The sequence below is a fragment of the Ralstonia pickettii genome (assembly GCF_001699815.1).
GTDB classification, from domain to species: Bacteria; Pseudomonadota; Gammaproteobacteria; order Burkholderiales; family Burkholderiaceae; genus Ralstonia; species Ralstonia thomasii.
In genome coordinates, this window is record NZ_MCGB01000025.1 from 88,046 (window position 1) to 110,176 (window position 22,131).

Consider the following 22,131-nt stretch of genomic DNA (forward strand, 5'->3'; position numbering starts at 1 on the left):
CTCCACGAGCGTATGGCGAAGCCCTTACCAGGGCTTCTGCTGTTCCGATTCGTGCAGCAATTGCGCGTAAAGCTGGTGACGGCGTGGATCGATCTTGCCCTCGGCCATCGCGCCCAGAATGCCACAGCCGGGTTCCTGCAGGTGCCGGCAGTTATAAAACCGGCACTCGGTCAGGCGCGGGCGGAACTCGGGGAAGGCGCGTTCCAGCATCCCTTCGCTGAGGTGATGCAGGCCGAATTCCTGGAAGCCCGGCGAGTCGATCAGCATGCCGCCCTGGCCCCAATCTGCGGGTAGGTGATAGAGCCGCGTGAACGTGGTGGTGTGCTTGCCGGAGTCGAGCTTTTCGGAGATCTCGCGCGTTTGCGCATCCACGCCCGGAATCAGCAGATTCAATAGCGAGGACTTGCCCATGCCCGATTGCCCGATCAGGATCGAAGCGCGCCCAGCGACGTGCGGTTCGAGCGCGGCATGCGCGGCTTCCGGCGCGCCGTGCACGGTTAGTTCCACGATGGTGTAGCCCAGGTCTCGATAGAGCGCCAGGCGTGAGCGAGCCGTCTCCAGTCGCGCGGTCAGATCGATTTTGTTGAGCAGGATCAGCGGGGTGATGCCCAGGGATTCTGCGGCGACGAGCGCGCGGCCGAGCAGGTCTTCCGAAAAACTCGGCTCGGTGCCCAGCATGATGATCACCTGATCCAAATTCGCGGCCAGCACCTTCGATTTGAACTGATCGGAGCGATAGAGCAGGTTGCGGCGCTCGTCCACACGCACCACGACGCCTTGGTCGACGGCGGTGGCTTCATAGACCACCCGATCGCCCACGGCGCATTCGCTGCGTTTGCCCCGCGGGAAGCATTGCAGGAAACCGCCCCCGTCGCGTTCGACCAGGTAATGGCGCCCGTGCGCGGCGATGACGAGCCCGTGTTCGCCAGTGGCAGCCTGCTTATGGGCGCGGCCCGGTTTGCCGCGCGTCATGCCGCGCGAGCCTGCACGAGGCGCTCCACGCGCTGCGATGCAGTCGGGTGCGAATAGTAGAACGTTGAGTAGACCGGGTCCGGCGTGAGCGTCGATGCGTTGTCCTGGAACAGCTTGACCAGCGCCGAGACAAGTTGATTGGCGTCGGCGTGCTCGGCGGCAAAGGCGTCCGCTTCGTACTCGTCCTTGCGAGACGACAGGCTCGCCAGCGGCGAGACGAAGAACGTGAACACCGGCAGCACTAGGAAAAACAGCATCAGCGCCAGCGCGTGGTTGTCGGAGAACAGGTTCGGAGCGACGCCAAGGCCCAGGTAAAACCACGTGCGCGTCATCAGCCAGCCGAGCAGCGCCAGAGCACCCAGGCTCAGCACGAACGTCACGGCGATGCGCTTGGTGATGTGATGGCGCTTGAAATGGCCCAGCTCATGCGCGAGCACGGCTTCCATTTCGGACGGATTCAGGCGGGCGAGCAGCGTGTCGAAGAAGACGATGCGCTTGGTCGCACCAAAGCCGCTGAAGTAGGCGTTGCCGTGGGCGCTGCGGCGGCTGCCGTCCATCACGAACAGGCCCTTGCTGGCGAAGCCGCAGCGCTTGAGCAGGCTTTCGATACGCGAGCGCATTTCCTCGTCCTGCAGCGGGGTGAACTTGTTGTAGAGCGGTGCGATGACGTTGGGGTAGATGGCCTGAACAAACAGCATGAACGCCATCCACACGATCCAGGTGTACAGCCACCAGTACGCGCCCATCTTGTCCATCAGCCAGAGCACTGCCAGCAGCAGCGGCAGACCCAGCACGGTTCCGATGGCCAGGCCCTTGAGGTTGTCGGCCAGCCACAGCTTGAACGTCATGCGGTTGAACCCAAAACGCTCTTCGACGACGAACTGGGCGTACAGCGAAAACGGCAATTCGACCACGCTGCTGATCGCGATGACCGACGCGATCAGCGCCACGCCATACGCGTAACCGGGGCCGAACACGCCCAGCCAAGCCTGGTTGATCCAGTTCAGCCCCCCGAGCAGCGTCAGCGCGATCAGTAGGGCGGCTTGAACCGGTACTTCGAGCATCGCCAGACGGGTGCGGGCGATGGTGTAGTCGGCGGCCTTGCGGTGCATGTCCAGTGTGATCGACTCGGCGAACTGCGCAGGCACGGCATCGCGGTGACGCGCCACGTGACGGACTTGCCGCGCGGCCAGCCACAGGCGCGTGGCGGACATCAATACAAGGGCGATCAGGAAGACAGCGGTAAAGGCGGGCATGTGGGGAAACACCTATCAGATATGCGAAAATTATAGCCTTCAGTCATTTTCTCAAGGCCCTTGAGTGAGCACCCCCGCGAGTACCCCTGTTTCCCTGTCCGCCACATCCCTGTCGACCCCCAGCCGCGTTGCCGCCAAGAGCGACAACAATCTGGTCTGGCTCGACATGGAGATGACCGGTCTGAGCCCCGAGAACGATCGCATCATCGAAGTGGCCGTGGTAGTAACGGATTCGGAGCTGAACATCCTGGCTGAAGGCCCGGTGCTGGTGATCCATCAGTCCGACGAGCTGCTTGACGGCATGGACGCGTGGAACAAGGGCACGCACGGCCGTTCGGGCCTGATCGACAAGGTCAAGGCGTCGACCACGACGGAAGCGGAAGCGGAAGCGGAACTTCTGGCATTCCTCAAGAAGTGGGTGCCGAAGAGCAAGTCGCCGATGTGCGGCAACTCCATCTGCCAGGACCGCCGTTTCATGGCCCGCTACATGCCCAAGCTGGAGGCGTACTTCCATTACCGCAATCTGGATGTCTCCACGCTCAAGGAACTTTGCAAGCGTTGGCAACCGGCTATTGCCAAGGGTTTTACGAAGCACCAGCGGCACACGGCGTTTGCAGACATCATCGAATCGATCGAAGAACTGCGCTATTACCGCGAGCACTTCATCCGCGATGTGCCGCAAACGCCCGACGCTGAAGCACTGGCATCGTCGGTCGCCCCGTAAGTAAGCATTAAACCTGCTGCGGTTTTGCGCGCACAGCGTGCTTGGGCCGCCAGGCCTTGACCACGCTGTCGTGCGTCTCGACGTACGGGCCGCCGATCAGGTCGATGCAGTAGGGCACGGCTGCAAAGATGCCTGGCACCGTGGCGCGGCCCTCCACATCCCTCAAGCCCTCCAGCGTTTCCTTGATGGCGCGCGGCTGACCGGGCAGGTTGATGATCAGGGTGGCGCGTGACGGCGTTTCACGGATCACCGCCACCTGACGCGACAAAATCGCCGTCGGCACGAAGTTCAGGCTGATCTGGCGCATCTGCTCGCCAAAACCCGGCATTTCCTTGGTGGCGACAGCCAGCGTCGCCTCGGGCGTCACATCGCGGCGCGTCGGGCCGGTGCCGCCCGTGGTGAGCACCAGATCGCAGCCGGCATGGTCGACGAGGTCGATCAGGGTTTCGGCAATCGCCGCCTGTTCGTCCGGAATCAGCCGCTCCACGCATTGCCAAGGCGACGATAGCGCGGCGCCAAACCAGTCGCGCAGCGCAGGAATCCCTTCATCCTGATAGGTGCCGGCCGAGGCGCGGTCCGAAATCGACACAAAGCCAACGATCAGTTCGTCGGGGTGGCGGCGGGTGATCGGCGCGGAGGAGGCAGGGGCTGTCATGCTTCGTCGTCTTCGGCTTCGGGTTGATCGGCGTCATCTTCGTCGCGGTCGTTGCCGGACAGGGCCTGCTTGACCATCTGGAACAACTCGCGCGACGACTTGGGCGGCTTCGCCAGCTGCGCTTCCTTGCGCGCATTGCGCACGAGCGTACGCAAGGCCTGCACGTCGGCATCCGGGTGCGCTGCAATGAACTCGGTGATGGCGTCGTCGCTGGCGATCAGGCGGTCGCGCCAACGCTCGATGGCATGCAGGCGCGCGGTTTCCGCCTTGGAGGCGCCAACGAAGGTGGCCAGCACGCGGCGGATGGCTTCGACCTCGTCGTCGGTCAGGGCGCGCATCAGCTTGCCGATGTACTGCATCTGGCGGCGCTTGCCTTCGTGGGCGGTGGTGCGCTTGGCTTCGCGCAGGGCGTCGACCAGCTTTTCGGGCAGCGGCACCTTCGCGAGTTTGTCCTTGGGCAGCGCTTCCAGGGCAGTGCCCAGGTCTTGCAAGGCGTTCACTTCGCGCTTGCGCTGCGATTTGCTCTTGGGCGTATCCGGATCGTCCTCGTCACCGATGTCGGTGCGCACGACAGGTTGCAGATACGTAGGGTTGTGTCGGGATGCTCGGCTCATGGCGCGCATTGTATCTTGCTATGATGGGCGCTTCCGCCCGCTTTTGGCAAAATCGCGGCACCCGTTTCTCCCTTTATTGCCTATGTCTCAAACGCTCGATTCCAAGACCGCCCCTGTGTTTGCCTACCGCCGCGAACAGCTCGAGGAGATGGCCTCCGATGTGCTGCGCATTGCACGCGAACTCGGCGCCTCTGATGCCGCAACGGAAATCTCCGAAGGCCAGGGCCTGTCGGTCACGGTGCGCAAGGGCGAGATCGAGACCATCGAGCAGAACCGCGACAAGATTGTTGGCGTGACCGTCATGCTGGGCAAGAAGCGCGGCAACGCCAGCACGTCGGACTTTTCGCCGGCAGCACTGCGGTCCACCGTCGAGGCCGCCTACAACATCGCGCGCTTCACAGCCGACGATGATTGCGCCGGCTTGGCAGAAGAAGAACTGCTGGAGAAGCACCCGCGAGACTTGCAGCTCTATCACCCATGGATGATCGACGCCGAAGCCGCCGTGGAGATCGCGCGCGCCGCTGAAGCCGCTGCCTTTGCCGTGAGCCCAAAGATCCGCAACAGCGATGGTTCCAGCATCTCTGCCCAGCATTCGCACTTCGTGTTGGCCACGTCGCGCGGTTTCATGGCGGGCTACCCGTATTCGCGTCACTTCATTTCCGCCGCGCCGATCGCCGGTTCGGGCGCGCATATGCAGCGCGATGATTGGTACTCGTCCAAGCGCTCGCCGGACGATCTGGCCGCGCCGGAAGCGATCGGCAAGTACGCGGCGGAACGCGCGCTGGCGCGTTTGTCCGCGCGCCGGTTGACGACCCGCAAGTGCCCGGTGTTGTTTGAGGCGCCGCTGGCTGCGGGTTTGCTGGGCGCGTTCGTGCAGGCCGTGTCGGGAGGCGCCTTGTACCGCAAGTCGACGTTCCTGCTCGATACGCTGGGCAAGGAAGTGTTCGCGCCGCATGTGCAGATCAAGGAAGACCCGCATGTTCTCAACGGGATGGGCAGCGCGCCCTTCGACGAGGAAGGCGTACGCACGCAGCGCCGCGATGTGGTGAAGAACGGCGTGGTGGAGGGCTACTTCCTGTCGACGTATTCCGCGCGCAAGCTCGGCATGCAGACTACTGGCAACGCGGGCGGCTCGCATAACCTGACGCTGTTCTCCAACAAAACGACCGCCGAAGATGACTTTGCCGGCATGCTGCGCCGCATGGGCACGGGTCTGCTCGTGACCGAACTGATGGGCCAGGGCGTGAACTATGTGACGGGCGACTATTCGCGCGGCGCGTCGGGCTATTGGGTGGAGAACGGCGTGATTCAGTATCCGGTGGAAGAGATCACGATTGCCGGCAACCTGGGCGAGATGTTCCGCCAGATTGTCGCCATCGGCGCGGATGCGCTAGTGCGCGGCACGAAGGAAACCGGCTCGATCCTGATCGAACAGATGACAATTGCCGGCGAATAAATTGCCACAGCGGAAATAAAAAAACGCGCTCGAAACTGAGCGCGTTTTTTATTGCCTGCAGCGGTTATTGCTCGTTCGATGGCGGACGTTCATAGGTAACGAACGCATAGTCGAAATCGTTGGGCGCTGCCGCGTGGTGCGTCTCACGGGAGACTTCGTGCCAGACCTTTGGGTCGGGCGCGGGGAAGTGCGCATCGCCTTCGAAATCGGCGTCGATCTCCGTCACGATCAGTCGATCCGCGCTCGGCAAGGCATCCGCATACAGCTGCGCGCCACCGATCAGGAAGATCTGCTCGGCACCCACACACAGGCGCTGCGCGTCTTCCATCGAATACGCGATCTCGCAGCCGGGCAGTTCGAGCTTGGCATTGCGCGTGACGACAATGTTGCGACGGCCCGGCAGCGGGCGGCCGATCGAATCGTACGTTTTGCGGCCCATCACGATCGGCGCGCCCATGGTCGTGCGCTTGAAGTGCGCGAGATCTTCGGGCAGGCGCCAGGGTAGGGTGTTGTTGCGGCCAATCACGCCATTGCGGGCGCGGGCGACGATGAGCGTCAGGATGGTCATACGGTTACACAGCCACCGGTGCTTTGATCGCGGGGTGGCTCTGGTAGCCGAGGATCTCAAAGTCCTCGTACTGGTAGTCGAAGATGCTTTCAGGCTTGCGCTTGATGATCAGTTTCGGCAACGGCAGCGGTTCGCGCGCGAGTTGCGTCTGGACCTGTTCGAAATGGTTGTTATAGAGGTGGCAATCGCCGCCAGTCCAGACGAAATCGCCCACATCGAGGCCAGTCTGTTGCGCAACCATGTGCACGAGCAGCGCGTAGCTGGCAATGTTGAACGGCACGCCGAGGAAGATATCGGCGCTGCGCTGGTAGAGCTGGCACGACAGCTTGCCGTCGGCCACATAGAACTGGAAGAACGCATGGCAGGGCGGCAGCTTCATGCGCGGGATGTCGGCCACATTCCAGGCAGACACGATCAGCCGGCGCGAATCGGGGTTGCGCTTGATCTGGGCAATCAGCTCGGCGATCTGGTCGATATGTTCGCCGTTGGGCGTCGGCCACGAGCGCCATTGGGAGCCGTAGACGGGGCCAAGTTCGCCGTCGGCGTCGGCCCATTCGTCCCAGATCGTCACGCCGTTGTCTTGCAGCCATCGCACGTTGGTCGAGCCCTGGAGGAACCACAGCAGTTCATAGACGATGGACTTGATGTGCACCTTCTTGGTGGTCACCAGCGGGAAGCCGTCCTGCAGGTTGAAGCGCATCTGGTGGCCGAACACGGAACGCGTGCCGGTGCCGGTGCGGTCGGCTTTGTCGGTGCCATGTTCGTAGACATGGCGCATCAGGTCGAGATAAGGCTTCATGCGAGCGCAGGCGAAGAGGCGGGGCGTCGGAAATCGGGTGAGGCGCATTGTAACTTGAGCGGTGCGGTGTCGACTGTACCGGCAGTGTCTGGAAACTGGCCCGGTCGGATCGCCAGAACGGCTGGACTGACAAAGCGCAGAATTGTCGATGTGCCAGGGGCGGCAGGGCGGGCAGGATGGCCTCATCGCTTCAAATTGTCTGCCGGAGAATGATCATGTCGCCCATAGCTACCTCCGCATCGCTGGACCGTGCCGCTGAATTGCGCCATCTGCGCGCTGCGGCCAGCGTCGTTCATGCGGTGATTCCACCGACCCCGCAGTACTGCTGGCCGGTGCTCTCGCAAGCCATGGGCACGGCGGTGTGCGTGAAGCATGAGAACCACACGGAAGTGGGCGCGTTCAAGGTGCGCGGCGGGCTGACTTATCTGCATGCCTTGCGCCAACGTGAGCCGCAGGTGCGTGGTGTGATAGCGGCGACGCGCGGCAATCATGGCCAGTCGATTGCATGGGCGGCGCGTCGTAACGGTATCGCTGTCAACATCGTCGTGCCGCATGGCAACAGCGTGGAGAAGAACGCCGCCATACGCGCGCTCGGCGCAGAGCTCATCGAAGCGGGCGATGACTTCCAGGCCAGCCGCGAGGCGGCCGATCAACTGGCCGCTGAACGTCGCTTGCACTTCGTGCCCTCGTATCACGATGACCTGGTCGTCGGCGTAGCAAGCTACTGGCTGGAGTTCCTCGAGGCCACGCCGCTGGATGTTGTCTATGTGCCGATCGGCATGGGTTCGGGAATTTGCGCGGCGGTGCGGGCGCGCGATGCGCTGGGGCTGTCGACGCGCATTGTCGGCGTCGTGTCAGCACATGCGCGATGCTATGAGCAATCTTTCGCAAGCGGGACCGTGGTGTCGGCGCCGGTATCGACGCTGCTGGCTGACGGGCTTGCATGTCGCACACCGGATGCGAAGGCGCTGGAGGTGATCCGCGCTGGCGTCGACCACATCATTGCGGTGACGGATGACGAGGTGGCAGAGGCTATTCGCCTGTATTTCTCCACCACCCACAACGTGGCCGAAGGCGCTGCCGCCGCAGCCCTGGCGGGGGCATGGCAGCAGCGCGAGCGGATTGCCGGCCAGCGTATCGGCCTGCCGCTGACCGGTGGCAACATTGATCGCGCCAAGCTGGCGCGCGTGCTCGCCGGTCAGCCAATCCTGGCTTAGGCGGGTTGTTGGCGGCGACGCTGCACCAGCCAGCCGCCACCCAGCACGATCAGGAGCACCAGCACATACACCGCCCACTTGAACGGCGGCTGTGCAGCAAAGAACGGCTTGAGGACCGGTTCAGCCACGATCATGTGCGCCGCCGTATAAGCCAGCACCGCCGCGCCGCCGTAGATGATGATCGGGAACCGCTCGATCAGGCGAAGTACCACGCCGCTGCCCCACACCACCACCGGCACGCTGATCAACAGACCCAGCACCACCAGCAGGAAGCTGCCGTGCGATGCGCCGGCGATGGCGAGCACGTTGTCGATGCCCATCACCGCATCGGCGATGACGATCGTCTTCATGGCGCCCAACAGGGTGGAGCTGCCCGCGCCGTGTTCATCGCCGCCCGGGCCGTCGTCAGCCAGAAGCTTCCACGCAATCCACACCAGTGCCAATCCACCTACCAACATCAGGCCGGGAATCTTCAGCAGCCACACCACTGCCAGCGTCATCAGCGCCCGCACGATGATGGCGCCCGCGGCGCCCCACATGATGGCCTTCTTCTGCAACTCGGGCGGCAGGTTGCGCGCCGCCAGCGCGATGAGGATGGCGTTATCGCCCGCAAGCACGAGGTCGATGACGATGATCGATGCCAGCGCGGCAGCAAACTGCATGGTGAAGATGTCAGACAACCATTCCATGGCGGCTCCAAGTCAAACAACAATAAAAATTGGTTGACCGGACTGCATGGAGTGCTGGGGCGGGACGCTTTGCAGACCATGAAATCCGGTTGCAAAGGTCTTGCTCGACACGCGCAGGTTGTGAACCTGCTGGTGCCGGCACGACCGGAAGCTTGCGCTTCGTCATGACGATCGTGCCTGGGGCTGAAGAACCCCCGAGCTACTCCCCTTTGAGGAAGTCCGCATTGTATCGCAGCAGGCCGATTGTGCGCTGCAAAAACGCAACATCGGCACGATGACGTGCTGTGCGCGGTTTTTTCAGCGGCGTGGGTGATTTTTACGATTGGCGCGATGCCGCGTTGTGGCGCCCTCCGGCGAAAGAACGGTGGCGCTGTCACAAAGCGGCGTCTACGCTGCAATTTCATCCGCGCGCCACCGGCGAGCGGTGATGGCATAGGCGCGATGGCACGTTTCTCGCTGTCGATGGCCTTCATGACCATGCAGCACCGTGCCGTTCCACCCACAACGGGAGACACCATGCAGGCCACCAAGCCGTCCGCCGATGCCTATGCCCGCCGCGCGCTGGCCCGTCTGATTCAGCCGCAGCCAACGGTCGACGCCGTTGGGGCGGGCTTGACCTTCTACCAGCTCTTTACGGAAGACGACGCCGCGCTGCGTGCCGAGGCGGAGGCAGGCCTGCTCGCACCCGCGGCCAGTATCAGCCCGAAGTTTTTCTACGATGCCCTCGGCTCGCGTCTGTTCGAAGCGATTACCGACCTGCCTGAGTACTACCCGACGCGCACCGAAGCCGCCATCTTCAGCCTGCATGCGGCCGAGATCGCGATGCGCGTGGGCCGCGGCGCCACGTTGATCGACCTGGGTGCCGGCAACTGTGAAAAGGCCGCGCGCCTGTTCCGCACGCTGGCACCGTCGCGATATGTGGCGATCGATATTTCGGCGGATTTCCTCCGCGATACGCTGCGTGGGCTTGCGCGTCAGCATCCGCAATTGCCGATGGTCGGCATTGGCGCCGATCTGTGTGCGCCTCTGGTGTTGCCCGATGCCGTCGGCGATGGGCGCCGCGTGTGGTTTTACCCCGGTTCGAGCCTGGGCAACTTCACGCCGGAAGAGGCAGCGGCGTTTCTCTCGCGCCTGCACGAAGCTTCGGCCCCCGGCGACAGCGTGCTGATCGGCATCGACCTCATCAAAGACGCACAACGGCTCGAAGCCGCTTACGACGATCCGCTCGGGGTGACGGCGGCCTTCAATCTGAACGTGCTGCGCAACCTGAATCGCCTCCTGGGTGCGAATTTCGACGTGCGGGATTGGCGTCATGTCGCGCTGTACCGAGCAGAGGCGCACCGCGTTGAGATGCATCTGGAAGCGCGTCGCGATGTCACGGTTCGGTGGGGTAAGCACGCGCGCGCCTTCGCTGCCGGCGAGCGCATGCACACCGAGAACTCCGTCAAATACGACCTGCCGAGCCTGCATATGATGTTTGCCGAAGCCGGCTTCGAAGACCTGCATGCCTGGACTGATGTCAGCGGCGACTTTGCCGTCTGCCACGCGAGCGTAGGCCGCTAGGCCGGGCGGCAGAACACCAGGCGGCCCGGTGCGATAATGGATCGATTCCCGCCCGAGGTGTGCCGCGATGGCTGAATTCTTCATGCTCCCCGATCCGACCTTCATCGGATCGCTTCCCGACTGGACCGACGGCCGGCGCTTGCCGCGCCAGGGCATCGCGCACAGCCTGGTCGACGCGCGCAATCGCACGCTGGCCTTGTTGTCCGCGTTTGGCGACACGCAGCGCGGCTGGCAGATTGAACGCGTCGAGCATCACGCCCCGCCGCTTTGGACGCTGGGCCAGCTGGCCTGGTTTGCCGAGTTCTGGTGCCTGCGCGAGCCCCGCCGCAACGGCAGCGACACCGTCGAAGACGGCGCCGGCACCGAATGGGAACTGGCGCGCTGGCAAGCCACGCTGCCGGCCGCGCTCGACGGCGCCGACACGTTCTTCGACATGGACCGGATGCCACCAGAGGCATGCTGGGAGCTGACGCTGCCCGGCATCGCGACGATCAAGCAGTACGCGCATGACGTGCTCGACCGTGTGCTCCGTAAGCTCGCCACACTTGGCACCGATGACGATGCGGCGTTGGAGCCGTTCCGCTGGGCGGTCTTTCACGAAGACCTGCGCGCCGAACATCTGCACGGCCTGCTGCAGGTATTGGGCCTGCAACCCGCTGGGCAACCGCCGCTGGCCGCCGTGGCTGTACCGGCTGCGCAGACATTGTCGTTGCCCGGTGGCCGCTTCCAAATGGGCTGGCCCGACGCCGATGGGTTCTTCTTCGACAACGAATGTCCGCCGTATCGCACATACGTGCCGGCGTTCGAGATTGATGCACAGCCCGTCACGAATGGCCAATACCTGGAGTTCATCGAGGACCGTGGTTACGACCATCCGCAATGGTGGTCGCCGGCCGGCATGGAGTGGCTGATGATGCAGGAGCGCTCGGCGCCGCTCGGTTGGCAGCGCGATCCCACCACGCGCAGCTGGCAGGCACTGCGCTACGGTCAGGCGCGTACGATCAACCGTGACGAACCCGTGCGCCATGTGAGCCTGTACGAAGCCCAGGCGTGGTGCCGCTGGGCCGGCCGTCGCTTACCGACGGAAGACGAATGGGAGATGGCCGCGGTGCAAGGCCGCGCAGGCTTCCATTGGGGGCAGGTGTGGGAGTGGACGTCATCGCCGTTCGAGCCGTATCCGGATTTCGTGCCCGGCGTGCCGCGTGGTCGTGCGGCGAGCCTGTCGGCGCCGCACTTCCAAACGATGCAGACGGTGCGCGGTGCTGCCGCTCATACTCCACAGCGCGCGCGTCATCCGCGTTTCCGGGGCTTCCTGCTGCCGGAGCGCGACGACATCTTTGTCGGCTTCCGAACCTGTGCGCTTTGACGGAAGCTTGTAGACAGGACTGGCAAGTCGAACGCAATTCATCAAGGTTGCCGCCCAAACAAAAAAACCCACGCTGTTAGACGTGGGGTTTTTTGTAGGCTGCCGCTAAGGCCATCCGGAGGAAATGGCCCTTCATCGATCAACGATCGAAGTCGCGCGAACGGCCCTTGCTGCCGTAGCTGTCGCGGTTGCCGTCGCGATTGCCATAGCTGCGACGCTGCGCGCCGTTGCCAGCGTCGCCGAAGCGGTTGCCGCCGTTGTTGTCGCCGAAGCGACGCGGGGCAGCGCCTTCGCGGTTGCCATCGCGATTGCCATAACCGCCACCGTTGCCGGTGCCGGCGCTGTTGCCGTAGCCACGGTTGCCGTCTTGCGTGCCTTGCGTGCGCGCGGGGCGTTGTTGCCAGTCGCCACGGTTTTGCTGGCCTTGGCCATACGACGGACGCGGGGCGCGGTCGTCGCGGTTCCATTCGCGTTGGGCGCCTTGGTAGCCGCCGCTGTTGCTATTGCTGTTGCCGTTGCGGTCGTCGCGGCGCGGAGCAAAGCCGTCGCGGTCGCCGGCGAAGCTGCGTTGGAAGCGGCCTTCGTTGTTGCCGCTATTGCCACCGTTGCCGCCTTGGCGTGCGCCGTAGCCTTCACGCTGGCCGCGATAACCGCCGCCATTGCCACCGTTTCCGCGGTAGCCGCCACGGTCGCCGCCGGCACGCGGGCCACCTGTGCGGGGCTTGGCCGAGCGCTTCGGCTCCAGGCCCTCAACCACCGATGCATCGATGCGGCGATCAACGAAGCGCTCGATACGGCGCCATTGGAACGTGTCGTTGTGGTTCACCAGGTTGATGGCGATGCCGCTGCGGCCCGCGCGGCCCGTACGGCCGATGCGATGCACATAGTCTTCAGCTTGCTTGGGCAGGTCGAAGTTGACCACGTGCGTGATGTCCGGCACGTCGATGCCGCGCGCTGCCACGTCGGTGGCCACCAGCACGCGCAACTGGCCGCGGCGCAGCGCCGTCAGCGTGCGGTTGCGCGCGCCCTGGTGCATGTCGCCATGCAAGGCGCCGGCGGAGAAGCCGTGCTCGGTCAGGCGTTCGGCCAGCGAATCGGCATCACGCTTGGTCGCCGTGAAGACGATGGCTTGCTTGAGCGATGCATCGCGCAGCAGGTGATCCAGCAGTTGCTGCTTGTGCGACATGTCGTCGGTGAAGTGCAGGCGCTCTTCGATGTTGCTTTGGTCGACCTTGGCGGCGGCGATTTCGATGCGCTGCGGCTCGCGCATCATGCGCTCGGCCAGTTGCTCGATGCGGCGGTCCATGGTGGCCGAGAACATCAGCATCTGACGCGTCGCCGGCGTAGCGCCGACGATGGCTTCGATGTCATCCGAGAAGCCCATGTCCAGCATGCGGTCGGCTTCGTCAAAGACGAGCATGTCGAGTGCCGACAGGTCGATGCGGCCCGAGTCGATGTGGTCGAGCAGGCGGCCCGGCGTGGCGATGATGATGTCCGGCATGCGGGCCAGCATGTCGAGCTGCTTCGGGTAGGGCATCCCGCCCAGGATGCTCGCGCAGACGATACGGCGCAGATGGCGGCCGTATTGTGCGGTGGCGGTGGTCACTTGCAGGGCCAGTTCACGCGTGGGCGTGAGCACCAGCAGCGACGGCTTGGCCGGTGCCGGGCGTGGGCGGCGGCCTTTCATGCGTTGCGGCGGGCCGTCCATGCGCGGACGCTGCGGCTCAGGCTGTTCGCTGATGCGCTGGATGGCCGGCAGGATGAAAGCGGCGGTCTTGCCCGAACCAGTCTGGCTCGTGACCAGCAGGTCGCGGCCGGACAGGCAGGCCGGAATGGCTTGCGCCTGCACCGGCGTGGGCGTGGTGTAGTTCACTTCGCCAAGCGCGCGGACGATGCGGTCGTCCAGGCCCAGTGCAGCAAAGGCGCTTGCACGGGTCGCGGTTTCGGCGATGAGGTTTTCGGTATTGGTGTTGATGGTTTCAGCGTGCGCAATGGCGCCGCTGCCGTCTTGAGGCTGCGTCATGTCGAATAGGTAGTAAGGCTGCCGCGTCGCTACATCAACGGATGCAGGCGACGGAAATGGGATACGGCGACCGGTTAATCACGGGCGTCGGCGCCAATCGGATAAGGCCGGTTCGACAGACGGGCTGCAGAACGGACAAGGCGGGGGAGTGGGCCGGCCTCAAGCTGAACAGGTCAGCGAGGTGGGGCGGCGGTCCCTTCGGCGTGATGTGAATCCACGCGGGAGATCGGAGACGATGCCAAGCACAATGGCAATCGGCTGCGCATGCTTGCAACGGGCGGTGGTTCGGACGATGCGCGCCGGTTTGGAACCAGCACATCGGCCAATCGCGGACCGAAAAATACGGCAGTAAGCAGCCAAGTCGCGGACTATAGCATGAATTTTTGCAGTGCGCAAAAAATTGCCGGTGGCGCTGATGTACGCGCCGCCGCCGCTTGCCGGATTGGCCTCGCGGCCTATACTTGAAGGACCGGCCACGCTGACGGCCGGAAAGGGGCGGATGATGGAATTCCCGATGGCCTTCTCCAACCTGTACCTGTTGCTCGCCGTTTGCGTTGCGGGCGTGATCGGACTGGCGTCTGCGCCACTGGTGATTCGAGGTGCGCGAGTAGGGATCCGTGTGCTTCTGACGATCATTGGGGTGTTGATCGGGCTGCTCGTGCTCGAAGCGCTGCCGGTGCTGACCTAGATGGCCCGGGGCCATCCGCAGCCATAGGCCCGCCCGCGTGTGGCGGGCCTCGTTGTTTTGTGCGGGCAAGAGAACAAAAAGCCAGGCGTGCAGCCTGGCTTTGTCGTATCTGCTGGTCCCGCCGACAGGAATCGAACCTGTATCTCACGCTTAGGAGGCGCGTGCACTATCCATTGTGCTACGGCGAGAGACCGACCCCGGGTGACGCAAACGGCCGCCCGAGCGAGCCGCGATTCTACGCAATTTGCAGGGCCAAGACCAGTGAGGCACCGGAGCAGCGGGCCGCGCGGGCGCCCGGTACCGACGACATATGAAATGATGATGACGCCACGTGTTCTGTGGGTTGCCGCCCACAGTTCAGGCGTTCTTGTGATGAAGCAAACGCTAAAGCGAACGAACGATCGGTCGGAGAATCAGATTTAAGTATTACGAACTTTCCACGTTTGTTCACGGAAGTTATCCTTCACCATCCCCCTTTCAGAAACCCCTAGGCGACCAACATGCTGACATCCGAAGAACGGGACGATCCGTGGACGGTGGAGCCGTCGCTGGAAAGCCTGTTCCCCAAGCATCGGCCCGGGTCGATTGATCGGCCGATCTATTTCCGTCACACCGATACGCCAGACGGCCACGTCATCAAACAGTTCCCTGACGGCTCACGCCAGCTCGTGCGCTTTGTTGGCCTGGAAGAACAGGTCGTCAAACACTTCCTTTAAAGCCTATTTCCGTTTGTGTCATGCACAAACAAAAACACCGCCGTGCGTGACGGCGGCGCTCATGCTGCGTGCGGCTTTGTTCAATCGGCGACTTTGTCGCTCGGGTACTTGAACGAGTCGCGCAGCAGGAAGCTCATCGGGATATCGAGCTTTGCGCTGTGCGGCGGAATCGGTTGCTGGAACCACTTCTTGTAGAGCTTCTCGGCGTCGTAGTCGAGGATGATGTTGGTCATCGCGCGATCAACCAAGCGCTTGAACTCGGTGTCGTCCTTGCTCAGCATGATCGCGTAGGGCTCGACCGTCAGCATGTCACCGACGACGGCGTAGTCGCCCGGGGTCTTGGTGTTGGCGCGGAAGCCGTAGAGCAGCACGTCGTCCATTGCAAAAGCGTCGGCCTTGCCGGTTTCGACCATCGCGAAGGATTCAGCGTGGTCCTTGGCTTCGAGGAAGTTCATGTTCAGCACGCGCACGTCGTTCATCTTGCGCAGCTCCGCCACGCTGGTGGTGCCTTTGGTGGTGACGACGGTCTTGCCGCGCAGGTCATCCCACCTGCGGATGCCCGACGACGTCTTGACGATCATGCGGATGCCCGCGATGTAGTGCGGAATCGTGAAGGCCACTTTCTCGCGGCGTTCGCGGTTGTTGGTGGTCGAGCCGCATTCGAGGTCGGCTTTGCCATCGGCGATGGCCGGCATCCGCGTCGAGGGCGTGACCAGCACATATTGCACTTTCAGATCGGGCCGCTTGAGGTCCGTGCGCAGCTTGTCGACCACGCGCAGGCACAGATCGACGGCATAGCCGACGGGCTTTTTATCGGCGTCGTAGAACGAGAAGGGCACGGAGCTTTCGCGGTAGGCGACGCGGACGGTGCCGGTGTCGCGGATGCGGTCGAGCACCGGCGTGGAGGAGGCCAGGACAGGGCCCGGCAAACTGGACAGCGAAGCGAAGAGCAGCGCTGCAGCCGGCAGCGCGCGCGTGAAGAACGGCATGGTTGTATCCCCCGGAAAGAATCGGCGGCCCTCTTTATCGTTATGCCCGGCTCGTGGCCGGAGGGCCTGCCGCATGATACGGCCCGCCGCAGCAAGCTGCAGGCCTGTGCTTTTTTGGTGTTGTAAGCAGGCTGCAAGAGTGGATTTCGCCCTCTAAAAGTCGATGCGTGACGCGTGGTTTGCAGTGGTGCGTTACGCACATGCAGCGTGCGCAACGCACCGTCTCAGCCGTCCAGCCGGTGCAGCGGACTCGCCCGCGGTGCATACCTGGCCCAGCATGCGTTGCTGCGGTGCGAAGCCGCACCGGGCCTAGCGTTAGGCGTTTTTCCCTACCGGGTTTGTCCCGACTGCCCGAGACGGACAAGGGGCGCTATGCTCCGACCATGTCTTGTTCGCAAGGCATCGAGGAGAGACTCTTCCGGCCCGCCGAAAGCGGGCCGTTTTCTTTGGCGCCTGCGCGTTCGAGGCCAGGTCAGTTCTGACTCGGAAGCACGTTGCCCGGCTGAGACGACTGCCGCGGCCAGTTCGAGAACGCGAAAATCCACAGCGCCACCAGGTTCGCCACCGGCACCAGCACAAGCAGGGTCCACCACGGTGAAAAGCCGGTCCGCAGCAAGATCTGCCGCACCGGAATGCCTGCCACGACCAAGATGATCAACAGCCCGAAGAGTCCGCGCATCGTCATTCCCCTTTCGTAACGGTATGGATGGCGCGGCCGGAAAAAGCGAGTCCGGCGGCACAAGCGTTATAGCACCGGCATCTGCAAGCGCAATGTCGCCGATGGGCGACGCGCGGGGCGACTACAATACGCGCCTTCCGGCCGTACGCGGCCAGCACCCTTTTTCTCTCCAGCATGGCCCTGTTTTCCATTACCGATGCGCAACTGGCGTTCGGCCACGTTGCGCTGCTCGACCACACCGATTTCTCGCTGGAAGCCGGCGAGCGCGTCGGCCTGATCGGCCGCAACGGCACCGGCAAGTCGTCGCTGCTCAAGATCGTGGCGGGGACGACCTCGCCGGATGACGGGCTGATCGCCCGCCAGAGCGGCGTGACCTCGGCGTATGTGCCGCAAGAGCCCGAATTCGACCCCGAACAGACCGTGGCCGAAGCCGTGGCGATGGGCGTGCCGCATGCTGCCGGCCTGCTGGCTGAATACGAGGCGCTGATCACGTCGATGGGCGACTCCCACGATGAAGACGCGCTGCACAGGCTGCAGGCGCTGCAATCCCAGTTGGAAGCGGCAGACGCGTGGCAACTGCGCACGCGCGTGGAAACGACGATCGCCCAGCTGGGCCTGCTGCCCGGCGCGCGCATCGGTTCGCTGTCGGGCGGCCTGACCAAGCGTGTGGCGCTTGCGCAGGCGCTGGTGGGCGCGCCTGACATCCTCCTGTTGGACGAGCCGACCAACCACCTGGACTACAACTCCATCCGCTGGCTCGAAGACTTGCTGCTGGCCTTCCGCGGCAGCGTGTTGTTCATCACGCACGATCGCGCCTTCCTCGACCGCGTGGCCACACGCATCATCGAACTCGATCGCGGCAAGCTGCGATCGTACCCCGGCAACTTCACGGCGTATCAGACGCGCAAGGCGCAGGAGCTGGACGCCGAAGCACTGGAAAACGCCCGCTTCGACAAGCTGCTCGCGCAGGAAGAAGTGTGGATCCGCAAGGGTGTGGAAGCGCGGCGCACACGCAGCGTCGGCCGCGTGGCGCGGCTGGAACAGATGCGTGTGGAGCGCCAGGCGCGCCGCGAGGTGCAGGGCAACGTCAAGCTGGAAGTCTCGCAGGGCGATCGCTCCGGCAAGATTGTCGCCGAGCTGATCGACGTGACCAAGCGCTATGGCGACAAGACCGTCGTCGACAACTTCACCGCCACCATCATGCGCGGCGACAAGGTCGGGATTCTCGGCGCCAACGGTGTCGGCAAGACCACGCTGCTGAAGCTGATCCTCGGCGAACTGGCACCGGATTCCGGCACGGTGCGCAACGGCACCAACCTGCAGGTGGCGTACTTCGACCAGATGCGCGCGCAATTGGACCTGAACCGCTCGCTTGCCGACACTATCAGCCCGGGCAGCGACTGGATTGAAGTCAACGGTCAGCGCAAGCACGTGATGAGCTATCTGGGCGACTTCCTCTTCCCGCCCGAGCGTGCCCGCTCGCCGGTGGCCTCGCTGTCGGGCGGCGAGCGCAACCGGCTGCTGCTGGCACGCCTGTTTGCCCGTCCGGCCAACGTGCTGGTGCTCGACGAGCCGACCAACGATCTGGACATCGACACGCTCGAACTGCTGGAAGAACTGCTGCAGGAATACAGTGGCACCGTATTCCTGGTCTCGCACGACCGCGCGTTCGTCGACAACGTCGTCACTTCGGTGATTGCGGCGGAGGGCGAAGGCCGGTGGCGCGAATACGTGGGCGGGTTCTCGGATTGGCAGATGCAATCGGCACGCTCGGCGCAGATGGCGCAAGCCGCCAAGCCGGCCGCCGAAGAGAAGAAGCCCGAGATGGCCAAGCCGCGCGAGCGTGCCACGGTCAAGCTCAGCTACAAAGAGCAGCGCGAACTCGACGCGCTGCCCGCCACTATCGAGGCGCTGGAGGCGGAGCAGAAGCAGGTCGGCGGCGAACTGGAAGACGGCACGATCTACGGCCGCGACCCGGAGCGCGCGCAGAAGCTCGCCGAGCGCCACGAAGCCATCGAACTGGAGTTGCTGGAGGCGCTGGAGCGTTGGGAATCCCTCGAAGCCAAACGCGCCGGCACGGTGTGACGCTGCAGTAACCACGCAATATGTCAGCGGGATGTCGACCGAATATGGGTTTCGGGTCGCATCCCAACGCTGATGATCCCTCCGCATTGTTGAGGACGGCTTCCTTTACAATGCGCGCTGCATTCCCGGTGCTTGGGGACAGACCCAGGCCTGGTCAGTTTTTCCGCCTTCCATGAGCAAAACCTCCCAATACAGCGAATCGTCGATCAAGGTCCTCAAGGGCCTGGAACCGGTCAAGCAACGGCCGGGCATGTACACGCGCACCGACAATCCCCTGCACATCGTGCAGGAAGTCATCGACAACTCCGCTGACGAGGCGTTGGGCGGCTACGGCAAGCTGATTGCCGTGACGCTGCACAAGGACGGCAGCGTGAGCGTGGAAGACGATGCGCGGGGCATCCCTGTCGGCATCCACCCCGAAGAGGGCGTGCCGGTGGTCGAGATCGTCTACACGCGCCTGCATGCTGGCGGCAAGTTCGACAAGGGCCGCGGCGGCGCATACGCGTTCTCCGGCGGCTTGCACGGCGTGGGGGTGTCGGTCACGAACGCGCTGTCGACGCGGCTGGAAGTGACGGTCTGGCGTGACGGCAACGTGTCGACGCTCGCATTCTCCGGTGGCGACGTGATCGAACCGTTGACCACCCGCAAGGCCGAACGCGGCGAGAAGAAGAGCGGCACGCGCGTGCGTGCGTGGCCGGACGCCAAGTATTTCGATTCCGAGAACATCCCGCAGGCCGAGCTGCAGCGCTTGCTGCGCAGCAAGGCCGTGCTGCTGCCGGGCGTGAAGGTCACGCTCACGCTGGAAAGAACCGGCGAGACGCTCGAATGGCAATACGACCAGGGCCTGCGCGGCTATCTGGTCGAATCGCTTGCGCAGGGCAGCGGTGCCGAGCCGGTGATCCCGCTGTTTGAAGGCGAACACTTTGCCGACCCTGACAAGCCCGGCGAAGAAGGTTTTGCCTTCGGCGAAGGCGCATCGTGGGTGGTGGCCTGGACGGAAGAGGGCTCGCCGGTGCGTGAGTCATACGTCAACCTCATCCCGACGCCCGCCGGCGGCACGCACGAATCCGGTTTGCGCGAAGGCCTGTTTCAGGCCGTGAAGAGCTTTGTCGAGATGCACGCGCTCCTGCCCAAGGGCGTCAAGCTGATGTCCGAAGACGTGTTTGCGCGCGCTTCGTTCGTGCTGTCGGCCAAGGTGCTCGACCCGCAATTCCAGGGTCAGATCAAGGAACGCCTGAATAGCCGCGATGCGGTGCGCCTGGTGTCCACCTTCAGCCGCCCGGCGCTGGAACTGTGGCTGAACCAGCACGTCGAGCACGGCAAGAAGCTGGCCGAACTCGTCATCAAGCAGGCGCAGGCGCGTACACGTGCCGCGCAGAAGGTCGAGAAGAAGAAGGGCTCCGGTGTGGCCGTGCTGCCCGGCAAGCTGACCGACTGCGAATCCGACGACGTCACCCGCAACGAACTCTTCCTGGTGGAAGGCGATTCCGCCGGCGGCTCGGCCAAGATGGGCCGCGACAAGGAATTCCAGGCCATCCTGCCGTTGCGCGGCAAGGTGCTGAACACCTGGGAAACCGAGCGCGACCGCCTGTTCGCCAATAACGAGGTGCATGACATTGCGGTCGCCATCGGCGTGGACCCGCACGGGCCGAACGATACGGTCGACCTCTCCGGCCTGCGCTACGGCAAGATCTGCATCCTGTCCGATGCTGACGTGGACGGGGCGCACATCCAGGTGCTGCTGCTCACGTTGTTCTTCAAGCACTTCCCGCAATTGATCGATCGCGGGAACGTATGCGTGGCCCGTCCGCCGCTGTATCGTGTCGATGCCCCGGCGCGTGGCAAGAAGCCCGCGCAAAAGCTCTACGCGCTGGATGACGGCGAGTTGGAAGCCATTGAAGACAAACTGCGCAAGGATGGCGTGAAAGAGGGCGCCTGGCAGATTTCCCGCTTCAAGGGCTTGGGCGAAATGAGCGCCGAGCAGCTCTGGGAAACCACCATGAACCCCGACACGCGCCGTCTGCTGCCCGTGGCGCTGGGCGAACTGGGCCAAGACCAGACCATCAACATGATGAACATGCTGATGGGCAAGGGCGAAGCCGGCGCGCGCCGCACGTGGCTGGAAGCGCGCGGCAACGAAGTCGAAGCCGATATCTGATCGCAAACCGACAACGATGAAGCTTTTCGTACGTTTCGCATTCGCATTGACGGCGCTGGCCTTGTTGGCCAGCCAGCCGGCGCGCGCGGACGTCTACGGCTACATCGATGAAAACGGTCTGGCGCACTTCGCTGCCGAGCGGATAGACGATCGCTACGTGCTGTTCATGAAGGGCGTGGCGGTGGCGGGCAAGGGCGACGACAAGGCCAAGGACGATAGCGCCATCGCCCTGCCGGCAACCGAGCTGCCCGACGCCGACGCCTATCTCAACGCCAGCAAGCGCGATGCACTCGACAACGCTGCCGGCATGCGCCAGCGCCTGGTGCGCGCGGTGTTGCAGCATCCGAACGTGCCGACGGTGGAACCGCTGATCCGCCAGGCCGCGAGCAAGCACGGTATCGACCCCGCGTTGGTGAAAGCCGTTATTGCCGCCGAATCCGGTTTCAACCCGCAGGCCGTGTCGCCCAAGGGTGCAATCGGGCTGATGCAGGTGATTCCGGACACCGGCGCGCGCTACGGCGTGACCGGCGACGCCCGCCGCACGGCCGCCCAGAAGCTGGCCGACCCGAAGACCAACATCACCACCGGCGTGCGTTACCTGAGCGATCTGCTGCGCATGTTCTCAGGCAACCTTGAGCTTGTGCTGGCCGCCTACAACGCGGGCGAGGGCGCCGTGCAGAAGCACGGCAACGACATTCCGCCCTACGCCGAGACGCAGAACTACGTGAAGACGGTGCTGCAGTTCTATCGCTACTACAACCCGGTCGCCGCCGTGCCCGGATTCATGAATGTGAGCGCCAACGGCGTCATCGCCACGCGCAAGCCGGGCCGCACGGGCCGGCCCGCACGCATCGAACTCGTATTGGACCCGGCCACCGGCGTGGCCACGAACGTACCTCAACATTGATCCTGGC

General features: G+C 63.9%; 20 protein-coding genes, 1 tRNA gene and 2 pseudogenes. 12 read left to right on the top strand and 11 right to left on the bottom strand.

Going from position 1 to position 22,131, the window contains the following annotated elements:
- Positions 1 to 24: 24 nt before the first annotated feature.
- Together rsgA and BEK68_RS03555 are read right to left on the bottom strand one after the other, a co-directional pair.
- Positions 25 to 972, bottom strand: coding sequence for a ribosome small subunit-dependent GTPase A (rsgA, locus tag BEK68_RS03550; protein WP_012435157.1), 948 nt, complete (start codon positions 970 to 972; stop codon positions 25 to 27).
- The gene (locus BEK68_RS03555; RefSeq protein ID WP_012435158.1) at positions 969 to 2,228 is read right to left on the bottom strand and encodes a M48 family metallopeptidase; all 1,260 of its coding nucleotides are present in this window, start codon (positions 2,226 to 2,228) and stop codon (positions 969 to 971) included. Before BEK68_RS03555 ends, rsgA begins: the two co-directional genes overlap by 4 nt.
- A gap of 109 nt (positions 2,229 to 2,337) precedes the next feature.
- On the opposite strand from BEK68_RS03555, the gene orn reads away from it, so the two are divergent.
- A complete protein-coding gene (orn, locus tag BEK68_RS03560) occupies positions 2,338 to 2,952 on the top strand; it encodes an oligoribonuclease (protein WP_284733015.1) in 615 nt (204 codons plus the stop codon).
- A 7-nt stretch (positions 2,953 to 2,959) separates the two neighbouring features.
- Here orn and mog read toward each other — a convergent pair whose 3' ends face one another.
- Positions 2,960 to 3,607 (bottom strand): molybdopterin adenylyltransferase, encoded by a 648-nt coding sequence (gene mog / locus BEK68_RS03565; protein WP_012435159.1) that lies wholly within the window; start codon positions 3,605 to 3,607, stop codon positions 2,960 to 2,962.
- Positions 3,604 to 4,221, bottom strand: coding sequence for a ribosome biogenesis factor YjgA (yjgA, locus tag BEK68_RS03570; RefSeq protein WP_004629123.1), 618 nt, complete (start codon positions 4,219 to 4,221; stop codon positions 3,604 to 3,606). Before yjgA ends, mog begins: the two co-directional genes overlap by 4 nt.
- Positions 4,222 to 4,303: 82 nt before the next feature.
- On the opposite strand from yjgA, the gene pmbA reads away from it, so the two are divergent.
- On the top strand, positions 4,304 to 5,677 hold the full coding sequence (gene pmbA, locus BEK68_RS03575) for a metalloprotease PmbA (protein WP_012435161.1): 1,374 nt from the start codon (positions 4,304 to 4,306) through the stop codon (positions 5,675 to 5,677).
- A gap of 64 nt (positions 5,678 to 5,741) precedes the next feature.
- Here the strand turns inward: pmbA and BEK68_RS03580 are convergent, their stop codons facing one another.
- Both BEK68_RS03580 and BEK68_RS03585 read right to left on the bottom strand, forming a co-directional pair.
- Positions 5,742 to 6,245 (bottom strand): dihydrofolate reductase, encoded by a 504-nt coding sequence (locus BEK68_RS03580; RefSeq protein WP_004629118.1) that lies wholly within the window; start codon positions 6,243 to 6,245, stop codon positions 5,742 to 5,744.
- A 4-nt stretch (positions 6,246 to 6,249) separates the two neighbouring features.
- The gene (locus BEK68_RS03585; protein ID WP_012435162.1) at positions 6,250 to 7,044 is read right to left on the bottom strand and encodes a thymidylate synthase; all 795 of its coding nucleotides are present in this window, start codon (positions 7,042 to 7,044) and stop codon (positions 6,250 to 6,252) included.
- Between the two features lie 215 nt (positions 7,045 to 7,259).
- On the opposite strand from BEK68_RS03585, the gene BEK68_RS03590 reads away from it, so the two are divergent.
- Positions 7,260 to 8,261, top strand: a complete 1,002-nt coding sequence (locus tag BEK68_RS03590) for a threonine dehydratase (RefSeq protein ID WP_012435163.1) — start codon at positions 7,260 to 7,262, stop codon at positions 8,259 to 8,261.
- On the opposite strand, the gene BEK68_RS03595 is transcribed toward BEK68_RS03590, so the two are convergent.
- Positions 8,258 to 8,950, bottom strand: a complete 693-nt coding sequence (locus tag BEK68_RS03595; protein ID WP_012435164.1) for a TerC family protein — start codon at positions 8,948 to 8,950, stop codon at positions 8,258 to 8,260. The two genes, BEK68_RS03590 and BEK68_RS03595, sit on opposite strands and share 4 nt — an antisense overlap.
- Before the next feature lie 516 nt (positions 8,951 to 9,466).
- Here BEK68_RS03595 and egtD point away from each other — a divergent pair.
- Entirely contained in the window at positions 9,467 to 10,513 is a 1,047-nt protein-coding gene (gene egtD / locus BEK68_RS03600; protein ID WP_024542244.1) for an L-histidine N(alpha)-methyltransferase, read from the top strand.
- Positions 10,514 to 10,580: 67 nt separating this feature from the next.
- A complete protein-coding gene (locus tag BEK68_RS03605) occupies positions 10,581 to 11,879 on the top strand; it encodes an ergothioneine biosynthesis protein EgtB (RefSeq protein ID WP_004629107.1) in 1,299 nt (432 codons plus the stop codon).
- Positions 11,880 to 12,018: 139 nt separating this feature from the next.
- Here BEK68_RS03605 and BEK68_RS03610 read toward each other — a convergent pair whose 3' ends face one another.
- The gene (locus BEK68_RS03610) at positions 12,019 to 13,902 is read right to left on the bottom strand and encodes a DEAD/DEAH box helicase (protein ID WP_009238611.1); all 1,884 of its coding nucleotides are present in this window, start codon (positions 13,900 to 13,902) and stop codon (positions 12,019 to 12,021) included.
- Positions 13,903 to 14,401: 499 nt separating this feature from the next.
- Here BEK68_RS03610 and BEK68_RS26440 point away from each other — a divergent pair, with 499 nt between their 5' ends.
- Positions 14,402 to 14,590 carry a hypothetical protein gene (locus tag BEK68_RS26440; protein WP_012435166.1) on the top strand — a complete coding sequence of 63 codons (189 nt, stop codon included), beginning with the start codon at positions 14,402 to 14,404 and terminating at the stop codon, positions 14,588 to 14,590.
- A gap of 113 nt (positions 14,591 to 14,703) precedes the next feature.
- On the opposite strand, the gene BEK68_RS03620 is transcribed toward BEK68_RS26440, so the two are convergent.
- Positions 14,704 to 14,778, bottom strand: a tRNA-Arg gene (locus tag BEK68_RS03620).
- Between the two features lie 312 nt (positions 14,779 to 15,090).
- Between BEK68_RS03620 and BEK68_RS03625 the strand changes: the two genes are divergently transcribed.
- A complete protein-coding gene (locus BEK68_RS03625; RefSeq protein ID WP_004629101.1) occupies positions 15,091 to 15,306 on the top strand; it encodes a hypothetical protein in 216 nt (71 codons plus the stop codon).
- An 80-nt stretch (positions 15,307 to 15,386) separates the two neighbouring features.
- Here the strand turns inward: BEK68_RS03625 and BEK68_RS03630 are convergent, their stop codons facing one another.
- Entirely contained in the window at positions 15,387 to 16,295 is a 909-nt protein-coding gene (locus tag BEK68_RS03630; RefSeq protein ID WP_004629099.1) for an amino acid ABC transporter substrate-binding protein, read from the bottom strand.
- A 472-nt stretch (positions 16,296 to 16,767) separates the two neighbouring features.
- Complete coding sequence (locus BEK68_RS03635) at positions 16,768 to 16,974, bottom strand: hypothetical protein (RefSeq protein WP_012435167.1); 207 nt, start codon at positions 16,972 to 16,974, stop codon at positions 16,768 to 16,770.
- Between the two features lie 174 nt (positions 16,975 to 17,148).
- On the opposite strand from BEK68_RS03635, the pseudogene BEK68_RS26530 reads away from it, so the two are divergent.
- The 5 genes and pseudogenes from BEK68_RS26530 to BEK68_RS03650 all read left to right on the top strand — a co-directional run.
- Positions 17,149 to 17,982, top strand: a pseudogene (locus BEK68_RS26530) (ABC-F family ATP-binding cassette domain-containing protein); the annotation flags it as partial.
- Positions 17,983 to 18,183: 201 nt separating this feature from the next.
- Positions 18,184 to 18,495, top strand: a pseudogene (locus BEK68_RS26535) (ATP-binding cassette domain-containing protein); the annotation flags it as partial.
- 303 nt (positions 18,496 to 18,798) lie between these two features.
- A complete protein-coding gene (locus BEK68_RS26540; protein WP_404944695.1) occupies positions 18,799 to 19,059 on the top strand; it encodes a hypothetical protein in 261 nt (86 codons plus the stop codon).
- A 172-nt stretch (positions 19,060 to 19,231) separates the two neighbouring features.
- Positions 19,232 to 21,217, top strand: coding sequence for a DNA topoisomerase IV subunit B (locus BEK68_RS03645; RefSeq protein WP_012435169.1), 1,986 nt, complete (start codon positions 19,232 to 19,234; stop codon positions 21,215 to 21,217).
- Between the two features lie 16 nt (positions 21,218 to 21,233).
- Entirely contained in the window at positions 21,234 to 22,124 is an 891-nt protein-coding gene (locus BEK68_RS03650) for a lytic transglycosylase domain-containing protein (protein WP_012435170.1), read from the top strand.
- The last annotated feature ends 7 nt before the right edge of the window (positions 22,125 to 22,131 follow it).

Excerpts from the sequence above, each read along its gene's own strand:
- BEK68_RS03590 (WP_012435163.1), top strand. The coding sequence starts at position 7,260 with ATGTCGCCCATAGCTACCTCCGCATCGCTGGACCGTGCCGCTGAATTG.
- mog (WP_012435159.1), bottom strand. The coding sequence starts at position 3,607 with ATGACAGCCCCTGCCTCCTCCGCGCCGATCACCCGCCGCCACCCCGAC.
- BEK68_RS03650 (WP_012435170.1), top strand. The coding sequence starts at position 21,234 with ATGAAGCTTTTCGTACGTTTCGCATTCGCATTGACGGCGCTGGCCTTG.
- BEK68_RS26440 (WP_012435166.1), top strand. The coding sequence starts at position 14,402 with ATGATGGAATTCCCGATGGCCTTCTCCAACCTGTACCTGTTGCTCGCC.
- egtD (WP_024542244.1), top strand. The coding sequence starts at position 9,467 with ATGCAGGCCACCAAGCCGTCCGCCGATGCCTATGCCCGCCGCGCGCTG.
- BEK68_RS03555 (WP_012435158.1), bottom strand. The coding sequence starts at position 2,228 with ATGCCCGCCTTTACCGCTGTCTTCCTGATCGCCCTTGTATTGATGTCC.
- BEK68_RS03610 (WP_009238611.1), bottom strand. The coding sequence starts at position 13,902 with ATGACGCAGCCTCAAGACGGCAGCGGCGCCATTGCGCACGCTGAAACC.
- BEK68_RS03580 (WP_004629118.1), bottom strand. The coding sequence starts at position 6,245 with ATGACCATCCTGACGCTCATCGTCGCCCGCGCCCGCAATGGCGTGATT.
- BEK68_RS03645 (WP_012435169.1), top strand. The coding sequence starts at position 19,232 with ATGAGCAAAACCTCCCAATACAGCGAATCGTCGATCAAGGTCCTCAAG.
- BEK68_RS03595 (WP_012435164.1), bottom strand. The coding sequence starts at position 8,950 with ATGGAATGGTTGTCTGACATCTTCACCATGCAGTTTGCTGCCGCGCTG.
- pmbA (WP_012435161.1), top strand. The coding sequence starts at position 4,304 with ATGTCTCAAACGCTCGATTCCAAGACCGCCCCTGTGTTTGCCTACCGC.
- rsgA (WP_012435157.1), bottom strand. The coding sequence starts at position 972 with ATGACGCGCGGCAAACCGGGCCGCGCCCATAAGCAGGCTGCCACTGGC.
- BEK68_RS03625 (WP_004629101.1), top strand. The coding sequence starts at position 15,091 with ATGCTGACATCCGAAGAACGGGACGATCCGTGGACGGTGGAGCCGTCG.
- BEK68_RS03585 (WP_012435162.1), bottom strand. The coding sequence starts at position 7,044 with ATGAAGCCTTATCTCGACCTGATGCGCCATGTCTACGAACATGGCACC.
- BEK68_RS26540 (WP_404944695.1), top strand. The coding sequence starts at position 18,799 with ATGGCCAAGCCGCGCGAGCGTGCCACGGTCAAGCTCAGCTACAAAGAG.
- yjgA (WP_004629123.1), bottom strand. The coding sequence starts at position 4,221 with ATGAGCCGAGCATCCCGACACAACCCTACGTATCTGCAACCTGTCGTG.
- BEK68_RS03630 (WP_004629099.1), bottom strand. The coding sequence starts at position 16,295 with ATGCCGTTCTTCACGCGCGCGCTGCCGGCTGCAGCGCTGCTCTTCGCT.
- BEK68_RS03605 (WP_004629107.1), top strand. The coding sequence starts at position 10,581 with ATGGCTGAATTCTTCATGCTCCCCGATCCGACCTTCATCGGATCGCTT.
- BEK68_RS03635 (WP_012435167.1), bottom strand. The coding sequence starts at position 16,974 with ATGCGCGGACTCTTCGGGCTGTTGATCATCTTGGTCGTGGCAGGCATT.